Source organism: Methylobacterium sp. J-092 (genome assembly GCF_022829325.1).
Lineage (GTDB): Bacteria > Pseudomonadota > Alphaproteobacteria > Rhizobiales > Beijerinckiaceae > Methylobacterium.
In genome coordinates this window covers 74,133-91,809 of record NZ_JAKSXU010000141.1, presented here as the reverse complement: position 1 = coordinate 91,809, position 17,677 = coordinate 74,133, and the positions used below count along the sequence as shown (strand labels likewise).

Annotated in this window: 15 protein-coding genes; 9 read left to right on the top strand and 6 right to left on the bottom strand. The window is 71.3% G+C overall.

What is annotated here, in order from left to right; translation table 11 throughout:
- Positions 1-45 precede the first annotated feature (45 nt).
- The 4 genes from MKK60_RS17865 to MKK60_RS17850 are packed head-to-tail and all read right to left on the bottom strand — an operon-like array spanning position 46 to position 4,495.
- Positions 46-840 (bottom strand): formylmethanofuran dehydrogenase subunit C, encoded by a 795-nt coding sequence (locus MKK60_RS17865; RefSeq protein WP_243987905.1) that lies wholly within the window; start codon positions 838-840, stop codon positions 46-48.
- Positions 837-1,790: a formylmethanofuran--tetrahydromethanopterin N-formyltransferase gene (gene fhcD, locus MKK60_RS17860; protein ID WP_147842526.1), complete on the bottom strand. Its 954-nt coding sequence runs from the start codon at positions 1,788-1,790 to the stop codon at positions 837-839. The genes MKK60_RS17865 and fhcD overlap by 4 nt, the downstream gene beginning before the upstream one ends.
- 33 nt (positions 1,791-1,823) lie before the next feature.
- The gene (locus tag MKK60_RS17855) at positions 1,824-3,467 is read right to left on the bottom strand and encodes a formylmethanofuran dehydrogenase subunit A (protein ID WP_243935658.1); all 1,644 of its coding nucleotides are present in this window, start codon (positions 3,465-3,467) and stop codon (positions 1,824-1,826) included.
- Complete coding sequence (locus tag MKK60_RS17850; RefSeq protein WP_243987896.1) at positions 3,467-4,495, bottom strand: formyltransferase; 1,029 nt, start codon at positions 4,493-4,495, stop codon at positions 3,467-3,469. Before MKK60_RS17850 ends, MKK60_RS17855 begins: the two co-directional genes overlap by 1 nt.
- A gap of 335 nt (positions 4,496-4,830) precedes the next feature.
- Between MKK60_RS17850 and MKK60_RS17845 the strand changes: the two genes are divergently transcribed.
- The 8 genes from MKK60_RS17845 (at position 4,831) to MKK60_RS17810 (ending at position 12,044) form a co-directional block, all read left to right on the top strand.
- On the top strand, positions 4,831-5,805 hold the full coding sequence (locus MKK60_RS17845) for a beta-ribofuranosylaminobenzene 5'-phosphate synthase family protein (RefSeq protein WP_243937209.1): 975 nt from the start codon (positions 4,831-4,833) through the stop codon (positions 5,803-5,805).
- Positions 5,806-5,886: 81 nt separating this feature from the next.
- A complete protein-coding gene (locus MKK60_RS17840) occupies positions 5,887-6,780 on the top strand; it encodes an NAD(P)-dependent methylenetetrahydromethanopterin dehydrogenase (protein ID WP_243987893.1) in 894 nt (297 codons plus the stop codon).
- 25 nt (positions 6,781-6,805) lie between these two features.
- Positions 6,806-8,005, top strand: coding sequence for an ATP-grasp domain-containing protein (locus MKK60_RS17835; RefSeq protein ID WP_243987891.1), 1,200 nt, complete (start codon positions 6,806-6,808; stop codon positions 8,003-8,005).
- Positions 7,941-8,909 (top strand): methenyltetrahydromethanopterin cyclohydrolase, encoded by a 969-nt coding sequence (mch, locus tag MKK60_RS17830; protein ID WP_243987889.1) that lies wholly within the window; start codon positions 7,941-7,943, stop codon positions 8,907-8,909. Before MKK60_RS17835 ends, mch begins: the two co-directional genes overlap by 65 nt.
- Positions 8,910-9,162: 253 nt before the next feature.
- Complete coding sequence (locus MKK60_RS17825; protein WP_147842520.1) at positions 9,163-10,071, top strand: RimK family alpha-L-glutamate ligase; 909 nt, start codon at positions 9,163-9,165, stop codon at positions 10,069-10,071.
- Positions 10,071-10,919 (top strand): triphosphoribosyl-dephospho-CoA synthase, encoded by an 849-nt coding sequence (locus tag MKK60_RS17820; RefSeq protein WP_243987886.1) that lies wholly within the window; start codon positions 10,071-10,073, stop codon positions 10,917-10,919. Before MKK60_RS17825 ends, MKK60_RS17820 begins: the two co-directional genes overlap by 1 nt.
- A gap of 222 nt (positions 10,920-11,141) precedes the next feature.
- Entirely contained in the window at positions 11,142-11,654 is a 513-nt protein-coding gene (gene fae, locus MKK60_RS17815; RefSeq protein WP_147726855.1) for a 5,6,7,8-tetrahydromethanopterin hydro-lyase, read from the top strand.
- Between the two features lie 216 nt (positions 11,655-11,870).
- Entirely contained in the window at positions 11,871-12,044 is a 174-nt protein-coding gene (locus tag MKK60_RS17810) for a hypothetical protein (protein ID WP_187274654.1), read from the top strand.
- Between the two features lie 264 nt (positions 12,045-12,308).
- On the opposite strand, the gene ccrA is transcribed toward MKK60_RS17810, so the two are convergent.
- Positions 12,309-13,610, bottom strand: a complete 1,302-nt coding sequence (gene ccrA / locus MKK60_RS17805; RefSeq protein WP_147726857.1) for a crotonyl-CoA carboxylase/reductase — start codon at positions 13,608-13,610, stop codon at positions 12,309-12,311.
- Positions 13,611-13,816: 206 nt separating this feature from the next.
- The gene (locus MKK60_RS17800) at positions 13,817-15,289 is read right to left on the bottom strand and encodes a catalase (RefSeq protein ID WP_243987884.1); all 1,473 of its coding nucleotides are present in this window, start codon (positions 15,287-15,289) and stop codon (positions 13,817-13,819) included.
- 302 nt (positions 15,290-15,591) lie between these two features.
- Here MKK60_RS17800 and MKK60_RS17795 point away from each other — a divergent pair, with 302 nt between their 5' ends.
- Positions 15,592-17,634, top strand: coding sequence for a protein meaA (locus MKK60_RS17795; protein ID WP_243987882.1), 2,043 nt, complete (start codon positions 15,592-15,594; stop codon positions 17,632-17,634).
- Positions 17,635-17,677: the final 43 nt, after the last annotated feature.

The window sequence follows — 17,677 nt, the reverse complement described above, 5'->3', positions numbered from 1 at the left end:
TGAGCCTGCCTCCCCCCCCACTGCGGGGGGAGGCAGGAGCGGCTCTCAGGCCGCCGCCCAGATCTCGCCCTTGGCGATCGTCGCGAGGTCGCCGGAATAGCGCCGCAGCGGGCCGGCGGCGATCTCGGCGTGGCGCGGGCTCAGGGTCTTGAGCGAGCGCGCCAGCAGCCGCAGGAAGACGAGGTCGTGCTCGCCGGTCTCGACGAAGGTCGGCGTCAGGCGCCCGTGGCTGCCGAGGAGGAGCGTGCCGCGGCGCATGCCGTAGCCGGCGTCGTCGCCGACGGACCCGGCGGCGATCGTGCCGGCGATCATCCGCGAGCCGGCGTAATCGCCCGCGCGCTCGACCAGGATCAGCCCGCGCCGCATGCGGTCGCCGAGATGGCGGCCGGCGGTGCCCTTGATGATCAGTGTCGCGCCGTCGAGCCCGGCCTTGGCCCCGTAGACCGCGCCGCCGGCGTAATCGCCGGCATCGCCCGCGATGGTGATGGTGCCGCCGGTGGCGCCGGTGCCGGCGAACGGGCCGGCCGTGCCGGTGACGGTCAGCATGCCGCCGGCCATGCCCTCGCCGAGCCGCTGGCCGACGTCGCCGACGACGCGGATCGTGCCGGCCGCGAGCGCGCCGCCGACGCGGTCGAGCCGCTCGTGGCCGCCCTCGATGGTCAGGCTGTCGCCGCCGTCGAGCGACACCTGGAAGCAGTCGCCGAGCACCAGGCCGCGCCGGGTGGTGCCGATCGGCAGGCGCTCGGCCTCGGCCGGCGACAGCGCGGCCAGGGTCGCCGGCGCGATGTTGAGGAAGTCGAGGCGCTCGGGGGGCGCCTGCCGCAGGGAGAGGACGCTCACGCTACGGTCTCCTTCGCGGCGGGATTCTTGTCGAGCAGGTCGCGCAGGCGGTAGTGGTGCCGCCCGAGGTTGCCGCCGTAATTGCCGGCGGTGACCGCGACGAGGCCGTGCTGCGCGCCGATCTCGGTCGCGGCGTGGAGCGCCGCCCGCATCGAATCGGAGACGCCCTGCGAGGTCAGCGCGTCGATGACGATCTCCAGGACCACGCCGCATTCGGGCGGCAGGGCCGAGCCGGCCCGGCCTTTCAGCGTCGGGCAGTAGGCGTCGTTGGTCGAGGCCATCATGCCCTTGGTGCGGCCGCCGACCTTCGAGCCGGAGCGGACGATGCCGCCGGGGAAGGGCAGGATCGCCCCGGGGATGGCCTTGGCGGCCTCCACGGCGACCTCGGCCACCGTCAGCGTCTCGGCGTGGGTGCGGCCGAGGAACAGCAGGTTGCCGCCGCCGACCGCGCCGTCGACCGCGCGCACGGAATCCTCGCACAGGAACTCGCCGTCCATCACCGGGATGCGCCAGTAGCGCCGCATCCTGCCGGTGTGGTCCGGCAGGCGCTTGGCGATGGCGAAGCCGTCGCCGAAGTAGCGGATCGCGCCGCCGAGCTTGATCTTGGTCGGCCCCTCGACGCCGGCGAAGCACGCCGTCCCGGGGCAGGTGAGGATGCACTGCCCGACGCGCTTCAGCAGCTGCTCCTTCAGCCCGTTCGGCTCGAAGCCGAACAGCAGGATGCGCACGCCCGGGCGCCCGTCCGGCGTCTCCTCGGGCGACAGCTCGGCGTCGATCCCGGCCTCGGCGCCGCAGCCGATCACCGAGGTAGCGAAGCCGGTCATCGTCGTGGCGGCGATCATCGCCCACTTCGCGGTGTCGTTGGTGACGACGATCGCGGTGCCGGCGACGTCGAACGCCTCCGCGAAGGTGTCCTCGACGCGGATGCCGTTGAGGGTGAGGTCAGACATTCCGGTTCCCGTCCCTCGCGCAAAGCCGCTCGCTCATGCCCGGCATGCCACGTCCTCGAACACCTCGGCCTCGGGGAAGGCCGCGTCCGGCACGGCGAAGCTGTCGAGCCCCTGGCCGAACCGGTCTTGCAGGTAGGCGTCGGTGCGGCGCTCCATCGCCTTGTCGGACTCGACGGTGAGCGACAGCGAGCGGCCGACGTGCCAGTGCACGACCTCGCCGTCCTCGACGATCGCCACGCCGTCCTTGAGCACGAGCTTGGCGCTCGCAAACATCGCGGTGCGGTTCCTGTCCTCGCGGTAGACCGCGATGTCGGCGCGCGCGCCGGCGCGCAGGTGCCCGCGATCGGAAAGGCCGAGGAGCTTGGCCGGCCCCGAGCGGGTCAGCTCGGCGATCTCGGAGAAGGAGTATTCGCGCTCGATCTCGGGCAGCGACGAGCGCTCGCCGACGACCTTGGGCAGCGTCGCGATCTCGCGGTCGCGCTCCTCCTTGTCCATCAGCAGGTGGATGATGCGCGGATAGGCGGTGAACGGGCCGCCGTTCGGGTGGTCGGTGGTCAGGATCGTGCGCTCGGGCTCGTTCGAGAGCAGCATGATCTCGAGGCCGATCGCCCATTGCAGCGAGCTCGTCGGCCCGCGCGGCTTATACAGGAACGGCACCACGCCGCCGCCCTCGGCATCGCCCGCGTTCAGCACCCATTTCTTCGGGTTGGCGCCCTTGCGGCCGCCGAACTGGCGCAGGATGTCCATCGAGACCGTGACGGTCTGGCCGAACACCACCTGCCCGATGTCGAGGGTCGCGTTCGGGTTCGCGTGCATCGCGTCGACGATGCGGCGCGCCGCCGAGCGGAAGCCGCCTGTGCCCGGATTCGCCGGGTCGGCCGCGCCGTAGGCGTAGAACTGGGCGTGGGCGAAGTGGATGCGCCGGCCCTCGGCCGCATCCAGCGTCTCGATGAAGCTGTCGTCGGCGCCGGGCAGCCCGAGGTTGTTGCAGTGGACGTGCAACGGATGCGGCACGCCGATCGCCTCGACCGCGTCGAGGAGCGAGCCCATGATCTTGCGGGTCGAGAGCCCGTAGACCGGGATCTCGTCGTCGAGGCTGAGCTTGAGCACGCCGTCCTTGAAGGCCGAGGCGCCACCGGCGTTGATGCACTTGACCCCGAGCGCCCGGCTTTGCGCCACGTTGAGCGCCACGAGGTCGCGGACCGCGTCCCGGCTCTCGCCCGCGCGCAGCAGCTGCAGCAGCTGATCGTCGTTGCCCATCACCGCGAGCGCGCCGCGGTCGAGCAGCGGGATGTCGGCCAATTCGAGCTGCGTCGCGAGCGCGTGGGTCGGCGGCATCGCCGGCTCGACCGCCGTGGTGTAGCCCATCTTGGCGTAGGCCGCGCCGATCCAGGCCGCCGCGCCGCCGGCATGGGCGAAGGGGTGGCCGTTCGGCGCCGTCTCGCTGACGTAGAGGTCGGGCAGCAGCAGCCGCGAGGTGATGACGTTGCCGCCGGCGATGTGCGAGTGCACCTCGACGCCGCCGGCCATCACCACGCAGCCCGTCGCGTCGACGGTGCGGTCGGGGGTCCGCTCGGAGGGGGCGACGACGCGGCCGTCCTCCACCCAGACGTCGCCGACGCCGTCGCGGCCGGCCGTCGGGTCGACCACCCGGCCGCCCTGGATCCGGATCAGCATCAGGAATCCTTCCCAGCGAAATGGTGTTCGATGCGGGCCAGCACGTCGGCGGCCGAAGCGCCGCCCCCCGTGCCGGGTCGGTAGGTGAGGGCACCGCGGCCCTCGTTCCAGAGGACGCCGCCGGCGCTCGCGCCGGGCACGCCGACCGCGATCACGACCTCGGCGGTGCCGGGGGCGGCCTCGGGGCTGCCCGTGCCGACGATCGCGATCGAGGGCAGGGCGCCGAGCCAGTCGGGGCGCGCGGCCGGAAGCGTCGAGAGCCACAGCGCGGCGTCGGCCTCGCCGGTCGAGACCTGCCGCGCGGCGTCGAAGCGCCAGGGATCGTGCTCGGGGACCTTGCGGCCGAAGCCGGTGCGCGGGGCCTGGCCCGTGGTCCAGGCCGCGACCTGCACCACCGAGCGGTCCTGGTCGGGGCCGCCGAGCGAGAGCGCGAAGCAGCGCGTGATCTCGTTCACGTCGCGCACCAGCCCCTGCACCGTCTCGACGCCGAGCTCGCCGAGCTCGGCCGGGTCGTAGAGCACCGCGCCGTACCGGGCGGCGTAGAGCGCGCGGGCGATCTCGTTGAGCGGGGTGGCGTCCTTGAGGTGCCCCTTGGCATGGGCGCGGAGCAGGGCGAGGTCGGAGGCCAGCGCCTGAGCGGATGCGCCGGCGACGGCGAGCACCTGGCGGTCGGCCCCGGCCGCGAGGCCGCGCACCGGCTTGCTGCCGCGCAGGGCCGAGGCAAGGGTGCTGGTGCCGGCCTTGGCGCCGACGACGAGCACCACGTCGGCCCGCCCCTGGACCTCGGCCGGCGTCGACGTCATCGCGCCGACGCGGCTGAGCGCTCCGAGGTCGGCGTAGGTGCCGGCGGCGCCCTGCGTATCGAGGGAGGCGCCGATCGTGCCGGCGAGGCGGTAGGCGGCGCGGATCGCGGCGACGTCGGCGTTCAGTCCGGCGAAGACCGGTGCATGCGCGGCGGCGAGCAGAGCGGCGGCGGCCGCGATGGCGCCCTCCGCATCGGTCGCGTCACCCTTCACCCAGGCTGTCATGCGTCCTCACCCGAACCGTTTCTTGAGGCGTCGCAGATCGTCGCCGTAAGACCGGGGAGGACGGCCGAAGGACCGTCGCAGCCGGAATGGCCTGCCCGGACGGGATGCGATCCCGACCCGGCGGCACTCGGAATGCCTGCGCTGGAGGGCACGTTTGCATCGCTCGGACGCCACAGGCAACCCTGTCGCCGCGATTTGCGGCCGCTTCGCCCCGACAGGCGGTTGCCCGGCGGGGCGCCTCCATGGGAGAAGCCGGCTACCGCGGGGACCGATTTCCCGAGAGGTCCGCCGCGACGGCAGGATGAAGCGGCGTGGCGAAGGCGGAGGGGATCGACGTGTCTGAACCCGCACGCGGCCGCTCCGAGGCCGCCTCGCGCTCCGTCCACGTCCACGCGCCGGCGCGCCTGCATTTCGGGTTCCTCGACCTGCATGGCGGCCTCGGCCGCCGCTTCGGCAGCATCGGCCTGGCGATCGACGCCCCCGGCGTCCGACTCACCGCGAGCGCCGCCGACGGGCTGTCCGTCTCGGGACCGGAGGAGGGCCGCGTCCGCGGCTACGTCCACGCGGCGGCGAGCCATCTCGGCGTCGCCGAATCGGTCGCGATCCGGGTCGAGGAGGCGATTCCGGCTCATGCCGGGTTCGGCTCGGGCACGCAGCTCGCGCTCAGCGTGGCCGCGGCCCTGGCCCGCCTCTCGGGCAAGCCGTTCTCGGCCGAGGATTTCTCGAACGCGCTCGATCGCGGCAACCGGTCCGGCGTCGGGCTGTCGGCCTTCACCGAGGGCGGGTTGATCGTCGACGGCGGACGCGACGCCACCGGAGCGCCGCCGCCGGTGATCGCCCGCCTGGCCTACCCCGACTCGTGGCGCGTCGTGCTGATCCTCGACCGCGACGCCACCGGCATCCACGGCTCGCGCGAGCAGCGCGCCTTCGCCGAGCTGCCGCGCTTTCCCGAGCGCCAGGCCGCCGAGATCTGCCGGATCGTGCTGATGCAGGTGATGCCGGCGGCGGTGCTCGCCGAGCCGCAGGGCTTCGGCGCCGGCATCACCCAGATCCAGCGCCTGATCGGCGACCACTTCGCGCCGCACCAGGGCGGCCGCTACGCCAGCCCCGCCGTCGCGGAGGCGCTGCGGACGATCGCCGACCAGGGCGTCGCCGGCTACGGCCAGAGCTCCTGGGGGCCGACCGGCTTCGCGCTGATGCCGTCGGAGGCCGACGCCCGCGCGCTGGTCGCCGGGCTCGACCGGCCGGGCCCGCTGCGCTTCCTCATCGCGCGGGGCCGGAACACGGGCGCCGAGATCACGACCGCCTGAACCGGCACGCTTGACCGCGGGCGTCGATTGCGACTCTCAACGACACCGACCGACGATCCTCGCACCAGACAGGGAATCCCCATGGCCCGCTCGATCCTGCACATGCTGACGCCGCTCAAGCACATGAGCCCGTTCGACGTGAACATGGCCGTCGATGCCGGGTTCGAGACCATTGTCACCTACACCGACGTGACGCTGCCGGACGTGGTCTCGCTCACGCAGGATTCGATCTTCTCGCGCGCGCCCGGAGACGGCGTCCGCACCGGCATCTTCATCGGCGGCAAGAACGCCGAGGACGCCCTCGACATGGTCGACCGGGCCAGGAAGGCTTTCGTGCCGCCCTTCGCCAACCACCTGTTCGCCGACCCGGCCGGCTCCTTCACCACCGGCGCGGCGATGGTGGCGCAGGTCTCGCGGGCCTTGCGCCAGAAATTCGGCACCGGCCTGAAGGACAAGCGCATCGTCATCTTCGGGGGCGCCGGCGTCGTCGCCTACGTCGCCGCGGTGATCGGCGCGCTCGAAGGTGCCAGGACGGTGCTGGTCGGCCATGACGGCGAGGAGCGGGTCTCGAAGATCGCCTTCACGATGAAGTGGCGCTTCGGGATCGAGGTCGGCGCCATCGACGGCACCACGCCGGACGACCGCCGCAAGGCGATCGCGGATGCCGACGTGATCCTTTCGGCCGGCCCCGCCGGCATTCCGATCCTCTCGGCCGAGGACCTGCGCGCGGCCCCGAACCTGCTCGTCGCCTCGGACGTCAACGCGGTGCCGCCGGCGGGCATCGCCGGGATCGACGTCAACGCGGTGGACGTGGCGCTTCCGGTCGGCAAGGGCGTCGGCATCGGCGCGCTCGCCGTCGGCAACGTGAAGTACGAGACGCAGAAGCAGCTGTTCGGGCGGATGCTCGCGGCCGAGGCGCCGCTCTGCCTCGATTTCCGCGACGCCTACGCCCTCGCCGTCGAGATCGCCGGCTGAGACCGGCAAGGCCGGCGGGGCGATCATGGCCGGCGCGGCGATCCTGATCGCGGCCCAGTCGGGGCGGGCCCTGGCCGAGGCCGCCCGCCGCGCCGGGTTGCGCCCGTTCGTCGCCGACCTGTTCGCCGATTCGGACACCCTGGAACTCGCCGCGGCGCATCGCCCGCTCGAGGGCCGGTTCGGCACGGGACGGCTCGCGGAGACGGTGCTCGCCCATCTCGACGCGCTGTCGGCGATGGCCGGCGGTGCTCCGCTCGGCGTGGTGCTCGGCAGCGGCTTCGAGGCCGCACCCGCGCTGATCGCTGCGATCGCGCGGCGCCATCGCCTGGTCGGCGCGGGGGCCGAGACGGTGTCCGCGCTGAAGGACCCGCTGCGCTTCGCGGCCCTGTGCGCGACGCTCGCCATCCCGCATCCGGCGGTGACGCGGGCGCGGCTCGACGACCCGAAGGCCTGGCTGCTCAAGCGGGCCGGGGGCTCGGGCGGGAGCCATATCCGCGCGGCGACAAGCGGGCCGGCGCCGGCGGGCGCCTATTTCCAGGCCCGGGTCCCGGGCCGCGCCTTCGCGCTCAACATCCTGGCCGACGCGTCGGGCGCGCGCATCCTGGCGCTGACCGAGCAGTGGAGCGCGCCGTCTCTCCTGCGCCCGTTCCGCTATGCCGGCGCGCTGGCGCCGGGGCGGCGGGAGACCTCCGCGCTCCCGGACGCCATCGTCGCCGCCGTCGCGGAGGCGGCCGACGAGCTGGTCCGCGCGACCGGGCTGCGCGGGCTCGCGAGCGTCGACTTTCTGTCCGACGGCGAGGCATGGTGGCTGACCGAGATCAACCCGCGCCCGGGCGCCACCCTCGACGTGCTCGACCGGCGCGGCGTGCCGCTTCTTCGCGCGCATGTCGAGGCCTGCCTCGGCCATGCGCCCGAGATCGGGCCGGCGCCGGAGGATGCGGCGGCCTCGCAGATCTGTTACGCGGCGCGGGATCACGCCGTCGTCCCGGCGGTCGCCTGGCCGGACCACGTGCGGGACCGGCCCCGCGCCGGGACACGGGTGATGCGGGACGCCCCGCTCTGCACGGTCCTGGCGGGGGGGCCGGACGGGCCGGCGGCACGACAAGAATTGGGGACCCGGATCGCCAGCTTGCGCGACCGGCTGTCCGAGGAGGAAACGCATGAGCACCAACCAGCCGAGCCTGAACGCCATCGCGACCCCCCTGGTGGAGCGCTTCGTCGCTGACGCCGACGTTCTGCGCCTGTCCGTGACACAGGTGCCGGGCGGCGCGCGCATGGTCGACGCCGGCGCCTCGGCGCGCGGCTCGATCGAGGCCGGCCGCCGGATCGCCGAGATCTGCCTCGGCGGCCTCGGTACCGTCTCGATCAGCCCGTCGGGCCCGATCCCGTCCTGGCCGTACTCGGTGGTCGTCCACGCCGCCGACCCGGTGCTGGCCTGCCTCGGCAGCCAGTATGCCGGCTGGTCGCTCGCCGACGAGGACGGCGATTCCGGCTTCTTCGCCCTCGGCTCCGGCCCGGGCCGCGCCGTCGCCGTGGTCGAGGACCTCTACAAGGAGCTCGGCTACCGCGATTCGGCCACGAAGACCGCCCTGGTGCTCGAGGCCGCCGGCGGGCCGCCGGCCAGCGTCGTCGCCAAGGTCGCCGAGGCCTGCTCCCTGCGCCCGGAGGACCTGACCTTCATCTTCGCGCCGACCCAGAGCCTCGCCGGCGCGACACAGGTCGTTGCCCGCGTGCTCGAGGTCGCCCTCCACAAGGCGCACACGGTCGGCTTCGACCTGCACCGGATCGTCGACGGCATCGGCTCGGCGCCGCTGTCGCCGCAGCACCCGGACTTCATCAAGGCGATGGGCCGCACCAACGACGCGATCATCTACGGCGGCCGGGTCCAGCTCTTCGTCGACGCCGACGACGCGGAGGCCAAGCAGCTCGCCGAGCAGCTGCCCTCAACCACGTCGAGCGACCACGGCGCGCCCTTCGCCGAGATCTTCTCGCGGGTGAACGGCGACTTCTACAAGATCGACGGCGCGCTGTTCTCGCCGGCCGAGGCGATCGTCACCTCCATCCGCACCGGCGCGACCTTCCGCGGCGGCAAGCTGATGCCGGAGCTGGTCGAGGCGTCGTTCTCGTAGCGGCAGTCGAGGCCGGCTTTCACGACACGAAGGCCATCGCCCGCGGCTCTCCCGGGGTTTCCCCACCATCGTCATTCCGGGGCGCCACAGGTGAGCCCGGAATCCAGATCCGCCGTGGCGGCAAGCTCGGGCACCGTCGGCGGCTCTGGATCCCGGGCTCCGCTTCGCGGCCCCGGGATGACGGCGTGGAGCGGGAGGGCAATGCGTGTCGGCGGAACCGGCGGCTTGAACCATCCTTGGGGTGACCGACAGAATGCGCATCGCGCTCGCGGCCGACAACGGCAATTGGCACAAGGCCCGGCTCCTGGCGGCGCTTCGCGCGCAGGGCGTCGAGCCGGTGCTGTTCTCGCTCGCCGACGTGGCGATCGTCACCGGCGGCGGCGAGCCCCTGCAGGTGCCGGGCTTCGCCGGGACGCTGCCCGACGGCGTGCTGCTGCGGACCATCGCCGGCGGCACCTTCGAGGCCACGACGATGCGTCTGGGCGTGCTGCATGCGCTGGTGGCCTCGGACGTCACCGTCTGGAACGGGCCGGTCGCGATCGAGCGCTCGGTCGACAAGGCGGCGACCAGCCTGATGATCGCCCGCGCCGGCCTGCCGACGCCCGACACCTTCGTGTGCTCGAAGCGCACGGCCGCCGCCGAGATCGTCGCGCGCGAGGCCGGCCCCGGGCGGCCCCTGGTGCTGAAGCCGCTGTTCGGCTCGCAGGGCGAGGGGCTGCAGCTGATCGAGCGGCCGGACGACCTGCCGCCGGAGGATGCGGTCTCGCGGGTCTACTACCTCCAGCGCTACGTGCCCCGCAGCGACGGGCTGTGGCGCGACTACCGCGTCTTCGTCTGCGAGGGCAGGGCCATCGCCGGGATGATCCGCGAGGGCGACGGCTGGATCACCAACGTCCACCTCGGCGGCCGCCCGCTGCCCTGGGCGATGCCGGCGCGGGCGGCCGAGCTCGCCGAGGCCGCCGCCGCCGCGGTCGGCGTCGACTACACCGGCATCGACCTCGTCGAGGACGGGGAGGGCGGCTTCCTCGTGCTCGAGGTCAACTCGATGCCGGCATGGTCGGGGCTGCAGAAGGTCTCGGAGGTCGACATCGCCGGGGCGGTGGTGCGCGGCTTCCTCGCCGCCGTCCGGTCCGCGCGCCGGCCGCGGCTCGTGGTCGCCTGATGCGCCTCGCGCCGGAGGCGATCGCGGCCTCGTACCAGGCGGCGTGCCTGGCCGAGCTCGACGCCCTGAAACCCGGCAACGTCCACGCCTACGCCGCCGGCCATCGCATGGCGGTGGCCGATTTCATGATGAGCGCCGCGGTGTCGGCGCCCGCCCTGGCACGCGGCGGAGCCGGGCTCGGCGCACGGATCCGCGACGCGGTCGCGGCAACGATGGCGGCGGTGGGACAGAACACCAACCTCGGCATCCTCCTGCTCTGCGCGCCCCTGGCGCTGGCCGCCGAGCGGGGAACCACCGTGGCCGAGGTGCTGGCCGGCCTCGAACCGGCGGACGCGCAAGGCGTCTTCGACGCGATCCGCCTCGCCAACCCGGGCGGGCTTGGCCGGGCCGGACGGCACGACGTGGCCGCGCCGGCCCCGGATTCCCTGGCGGCGGCAATGCAGGAGGCTGCCCCGCGCGACCGCATCGCCCGCGCCTATACCGACGGCTTCGCCGACCTCGTCCGGGTCGGCCTCCCGGCTCTGGCGGCCGCGCGCGAGAAGGATCTCGAACCGGCCTGGTGCACCACCGCCGTGCACCTCGCCTACCTGCAGGCGTTTCCCGACAGCCACGTGGCGCGCAAGCACGGCGCCGACCGGGCGGAGGCCGTGCGGTCCGAGGCCGTGGAGGCGCTTACAGGCCTCGACCTGCGCGCCCGACCTGTGGAGCGCCTGCTGGCGCTGGACGCGGCCTGGAAGGCCGCCGGGATCAATCCCGGCACCAGCGCCGATTTCACCGTCGCCACGCTGTTCTGCGATGCCCTCGCATCCGCGGGCGCCCGCGTCGCGGACCCTGCGGGCGTCCTCTGAAAAAGTTCCCGCCGTCAAGCGCCGGGCCGCACTTTTAATATCGATTTCAGCGCGTTGCCATGGGTTGTGACGGGCCGGACCGCGCTGTAGGGTCCGCGCCGCTATCCGGGCTAACCGGCCCGGCTTTTCCAAGGCCGGGCGTCGCGAACAAGGATGGCTTCCGGCCGCGCCCGACTCGACGGGCCGCGGTCCTTGAGTTTGGAATCCAGGGAGAAAACCCGAATGGCAAAGATCACCAAGGTCCAGGTCGGCGAAGCCCTCGTCGGCGACGGCAACGAGGTCGCCCACATCGACCTGATCATCGGACCGCGCGGTTCGCCGGCCGAGACCGCCTTCTGCAACGGCCTCGTGAACAACAAGCACGGCTTCACCAGCCTGCTCGCGGTCATCGCGCCGAACCTGCCGTGCAAGCCCAACACCCTGATGTTCAACAAGGTGACCATCAACGACGCCCGTCAGGCCGTCCAGATGTTCGGCCCCGCCCAGCATGGCGTCGCCATGGCCGTGCAGGACGCCGTCGCCGAGGGCATCATCCCCGCCGATGAGGCCGACGACCTGTTCATCCTGGTCGGCGTGTTCATCCACTGGGAAGCGGCCGACGACGCCAAGATCCAGAAGTACAACTACGAGGCCACCAAGCTGTCGATCCAGCGCGCCGTCTCCGGCGAGCCGAAGGCCGCCGCGGTCACCGAGCAGCGCAAGTCCGCGACCCACCCCTTCGCCGCGAACGCTTAGATCGGGGACAGTCCTGGGCAGAGCGCGCCTCCGCCCGCACCGCGGGGCCTGCTCCAGCGACTGGCCTCTATCTTCCTCGGACGATAGAAACACGAAGGCGGGACGGCGAAAGCCGCCCCGCCTTCTTTCGTTCGTCGCGTTCCCTTGCGATCCGCCTGCCCCGGGCGAGCCAGATCCGGGCACGCCGACCCCGACCACCCCGACGCGAGGCCCGGCATGAGCGAGACGAGCAACACCTTCAAGAAAGCGCCCAAGCGCAAGAAGGAGAAGGCCCGCACGGTTTCCGTCTCCCCGGAGATGCGGCAGGCCTACGCCGACCTGATCACCGAGAAGGCGACCAAGCAGGAAAGCTACGGGCGCCACCTGCCGGGGACCGAGACGAAGCGGTAGCGCGGACGGCACGCTGCACGACCGGCTCGAACCCTCGTCGGGTCGCCCGTCGCGGACGTGCGGTGCGTCCCCTCTCCCGACCCTCGCTCACGCGAGGCCTACCCTCCCCGCAGAGGGGGGAGGGAAGGCGCGGGCGCCTCGACGCGATGCGTGACAATGGCCCGGACGGGAGCGTGCCACGACGCGCCGCGCGCGAATCCCTCGGCCAAAGAAAGACCCGCGCCCCCTGAGGGACGCGGGTCTTAAGGCTTCGAAGAGTTCGCGTCAGCCGCGCGGAAAACCCGCCGCCTCGATCACGTCCTCGACCGTCCGCAGGCCGGCGCGCGGAGAGTTGACGAGGCAGGCCATGTTGCCGGGCGGGTGCTGGTTCTTCCACATCTTGGTATGCGCCTGCGGGATCTTCTCCCAGGGGAACACCTCGCTCATGCACGGGTCGACCCGGCGGTCGATCACGAACTGGTTGGCGGCCGAGGCCTGCTTGAGGTGGGCGAAGTGCGAGCCCTGGATGCGCTTCTGGCGCATCCAGACGTAGCGGGCGTCGAAGGTGATGTTGAAGCCGGTGGTGCCGGCGCAGAACACCACCATGCCGCCGCGCTTCACCACCAGCGCCGAGACCGGGAAGGTCGCCTCGCCCGGGTGCTCGAACACGATGTCGACGTCGTTGCCCTTGCCGGTGATGTCCCAGATTGCCTTGCCGAACTTGCGGGCTTCCTTGGTCCAGGCGTTGAACTCCGGCGAGTTCACCTTGGGCAGCTGGCCCCAGCAGTCGAAGTCCTTGCGGTTGATGACGCCCTTGGCGCCGAGGCTCATCACGTAGTCGCGCTTCGACTCGTCCGAGATCACGGCGATGGCGTTGGCGCCGGACGCGGCGCAGAGCTGGACGCCGAACACGCCGAGGCCGCCCGAGGCGCCCCAGATCAGCACGTTCTGGCCGGGGCGGACGGTGTGCGGCGCGTGGCCGAACAGCATGCGGTAGGCGGTGGCGAGCGTCAGCGTGTAGCAGGCGGCCTCCTCCCAGGTGAGGTGCTGCGGCCGCTTCATCAGCTGGCGCGACTGCACCCGGCAATACTGGGCGAACGAGCCGTCGGGAGTCTCGTAGCCCCAGATCCGCTGCGAGGACGAGAACATCGGGTCGCCGCCGTTGCACTCCTCGTCGTCGCCGTCGTCCTGGTTGCAGTGGACGATGACCTCGTCGCCGACCTTCCAGCGCTTCACCTTGGCGCCGACCGCCCAGACGATGCCGGACGCGTCGGAGCCGGCGATGTGGTACGCGGCCTTGTGCACGTCGAAGGGCGAGATCGGCTCGCCGAGGCCGGCCCAGACGCCGTTGTAGTTCACGCCGGCGGCCATGACGTAGACCAGGACCTCGTCGTCGCCGATGTCCCAGACCGGCAGCACCTCGAGCTGATGCGAATCCTCCGGCGGCCCGTGGCGCTCGCGGCGGATCGCCCAGGCATACATCTTGGCGGGCACGTGACCGAGCGGCGGGATCTCGCCCATCTCGTAGAGGTCCTTGACCTCGCCCGTCCCGGCGCTGGCCGGTTGCAGTGCCGCGCTGGCAGCCATCGTCTCTCTCCTGAATCCGTTTCGTGCCCGCTCGCGGTTCTGACGACGCCGCGGTTCCGGCCTAGCGCTATAACGGCGAAGGATGAGGCGTCCAAGGGTCTGCAAGTCGTCCGAAAGGCCAGGAGTACGGTGTCCGACAAGAAAAAAGGCGCCGGCTCATGCCGACGCCTTCTGGATACAAAATTAACTTGGCGGCCACCCAAAAACTATTCGGCGGCGGCCTTGCTCGTCTCGATGCCGAGACCTTCCGCGACCCCGCGGCCGAAGTCGGGATGCACCCTGTACCAGTGCCCGATCATCCGATCCTGGATGTGGCGCGGCGAGTCGTCCATCGAGGTGACGATGTTCTCCACGAGCCGCTTGCGCTCGCCGTCGTCGAATACCTTCGTCCACAGGTCCCGCGGCTGGCCGTAGAGGTCGGCGTCGTCGCCCGGCCAGCCGTAGCGGCCGGCATCCCCGGTGATCCGCAGCGGCGGCTCGGCCACCGACGGATCCTCGACCGGCCCGCCGAAGGAGTTCGGCTGATAGTCGACCTGCGCGCCGTGATTGCCGTCCGTGCGCATCGCGCCGTCGCGATGGTAGGTCTGGACGGCGGCCTTCTTCGCCTGGTTCACCGGGATCTGCTGGTAGTTGATCCCGAGGCGGTAGCGGTGCGCGTCGCCGTAGGAGAGCAGGCGGTTCTGCAGCATCTTGTCCGGCGAGAAGCCGATGCCGGGTACGACGTTCGAGGGCTCGAAGGCCGACTGCTCGATCTCGGCGAAGTAGTTCTCCGGGTTCCGGTTGAGCTCCATCTCGCCGATCTCGATCAGCGGATAGTCGCCGTGCGGCCAGACCTTGGTGAGGTCGAACGGGTTGATGCGGTAGGTGTCGGCGTCGAGCTCGGGCATCAGCTGCACCGAGACCCTCCACTTCGGGAAGTCGCCCTTCTCGATCGCGGTCGAGAGATCGGCGGCCGAGTAGTCCGGATCCTCGCCGGCGATCTTGTCGGCTTCCGCCGCAGAGAAATTCTGGATGCCCTGCTGGGTGTGGAAGTGGAACTTCACCCAGTGCCGCTCGCCAGCCTCGTTCCAGAGCGAGAAGGTGTGCGAGCCGTAGCCGTTCATGAAGCGGGCCGACTTCGGCGTGCCGCGGTCCGAGTACAGGATCATGACCTGGTGGATCGCCTCGGGGGAGAGGCCCCAGAAGTCCCAGCGGCGCCAATGGGGTTTCAGGTGGGTGCGCGGATCGCGCTTCTGGGTGCGGATGAAGTCGGAGAACTTGATCGCGTCGCGGACGAAGAAGATCGGCGTGTTGTTGCCGACGAGGTCCCAGTTGCCTTCCGAGGTGTAGAACTTCAGCGCGAAGCCGCGCGGATCGCGGGCGGTGTCGGCCGAGCCGGATTCACCGCCGACCGTCGAGAAGCGCGCTACCATCGGCACGTCCTGCCCGACCTCGGTCAGCACCTTGGCGCGGGTGTACTGCGACAGGCTCCGGGTCAGCCGGAAGGTGCCGTAGGCGCCGTAGCCCTTGGCGTGGACGACCCGCTCCGGGATCCGCTCCCGGTTGAAATGCGCCATCTTCTCGATGAGATGGTAATCCTGCATCAGCACCGGGCCGCGGGTGCCGGCGGTGAGCGAGTTCTGGTTGTCGGAAATCGGGTTTCCGAACGCCGTCGTCAGACGGGGCGAGGTGTCTGCCATCGTGCAGGGCTCCTTGGCTTGGTGGTCCGCGTGGTCGGGCGCGCACGCCGCGCGTCCAGGTCCGAATGCGGCCAGCCAACGCGCGTCGAGCGGTTTGGAACCGTTCGAAACCGCGGCGGTGCCACCCATCCCCGTCAAATTTCCTTGATGTCGACCCTGAGATTTTTGCGGGCGCCTCGCCGCCCGGTGACGGGCGCCGGCCCTTCGCATGAGATGACGGCCCGCGACGGCTTCGCTACGGTGCGCCGCAAGGGGCGGGGCGAGCGAGCCGCGCGACGAACGGATCAGCGGAGACGGGTGACATGAGCGCGAGCGCGAGCGTCGACGGGGTGAAGCGCGACAAGCCCTGGATCATCCGCACCTATGCGGGCCATTCGAACGCCAAGGAATCGAACGCGCTGTACCGGGGCAACCTCGCCAAGGGGCAGACCGGCCTGTCGGTCGCCTTCGACCTGCCGACCCAGACCGGCTACGACCCCGACCACGAGCTGGCGCGCGGCGAGGTCGGCAAGGTCGGCGTCTCGATCGCCCATCTCGGCGACATGCGGACGTTGTTCGACAACATCCCGCTCGTCCAGATGAACACCTCCATGACGATCAACGCCACGGCGCCGTGGCTGCTGTCGCTCTACCTCGCGGTGGCGGAGGAGCAGGGCGCGCCGTTCTCGGGGCTGCAGGGCACCACCCAGAACGACATCATCAAGGAGTACCTGTCGCGCGGCACCTACGTGTTCCCGCCGGCGCCGAGCCTTCGGCTGACCAAGGACGTGATCCTGTTCACGACCAAGGAGGTGCCGAAGTGGAACCCGATGAACGTCTGCTCGTACCACCTGCAGGAGGCCGGGGCGACGCCGGTGCAGGAGCTGTCCTACGCGCTCGCCATCGCGATCGCGGTGCTCGACACCGTGCGGGACGACCCGAACTTCGATGCCGAGAGCTTCCCGGAGGTGTTCGGGCGGATCTCGTTCTTCGTGAACGCAGGCCTGCGGTTCGTCACCGAGATCTGCAAGATGCGCGCGTTCTCCGAGCTGTGGGACGAGATCGCCCAGGAACGCTACGGCATCGACGACCCGAAGAAGCGGATCTTCCGCTACGGCGTGCAGGTGAACTCGCTCGGCCTCACCGAGCAACAGCCTGAGAACAACGTCCACCGCATCCTGATCGAGATGCTGGCGGTGACGCTGTCGAAGCGGGCGCGCGCCCGCGCGGTGCAGCTGCCGGCCTGGAACGAGGCGCTCGGCCTGCCGCGCCCCTGGGATCAGCAGTGGTCGATGCGGATGCAGCAGATTCTCGCCTTCGAGACCGACCTGCTCGAGTACGACGACATCTTCGACGGCTCGAAGGTGATCGACGCCAAGGTCGAGGCGCTCAAGGTCGAGACCCGGGCCGAGCTGGAGCGCATCGGCGGGATCGGCGGCGCGGTCGCCGCGGTCGAGACCGGCGCGCTCAAGCGGTCGCTCGTCGAATCCAATGCCCGCCGCATCTCGGCGATCGAGGCCGGCGACCAGATCGTCGTCGGCGTCAACAAGTGGCAGCAGGGCGAGCCCTCGCCGCTCACCGCAGGCGAGGGCGCGATCTTCACCGTGTCCGAGACGGTCGAGATGGAGGCCGAGGCCCGCATCCGGGACTGGCGCGCGAAGCGCGACGACAACGCCGTCGGCAAGGCGCTCGAGGAGCTCGAGGCGGCGGCGCGCTCGGGCGCCAACATCATGCCGGTCTCGATTGCCGCCGCGAAGGCCGGCGTCACGACCGGCGAGTGGGGGACGCGCCTGCGTGAGGTGTTCGGCGAGTACCGCGCGCCGACCGGCGTCACTCTTCAGACCGTTTCGTCCGGTGCCGCCGAGGAGGCCAAGCTGCTGATCGCCGATCTCGGCGAGCGCCTCGGCGAGCAGCCGCGCATCGTCGTCGGCAAGCCCGGCCTCGACGGCCACTCGAACGGCGCCGAGCAGATCGCGCTGCGCGCCCGCGACGTCGGATTCGACGTGACCTACGACGGCATCCGCCAGACCCCGGCCGAGATCGTCGCGAAGGCGAAGGAGACCGGCGCCCACGTGGTCGGCCTCTCGATCCTCTCCGGCAGCCACGTCCCGCTGGTGCGCGACGTGAAGGCGAAGATGCGCGAGGCCGGCCTCGACCACATCCCGCTCGTGGTCGGCGGCATCATCTCGCCCGACGACGAGCTGGTCTTGAAGAACATGGGCGTCTCGGCGGTCTATACGCCGAAGGACTACGTGATTGACACGATCATGATCGGCATTGCCAAGGTGGTCGAGCGCGCGATCGACAAGACCAACCGCACCGACGGCGCCGCGAAGGGCAAGGACGCGGCGGCGCAGGTCTATTGAGGCGCGAGGCCGCCGGGTGCAGCGACACGCGCACCCGGCGGCT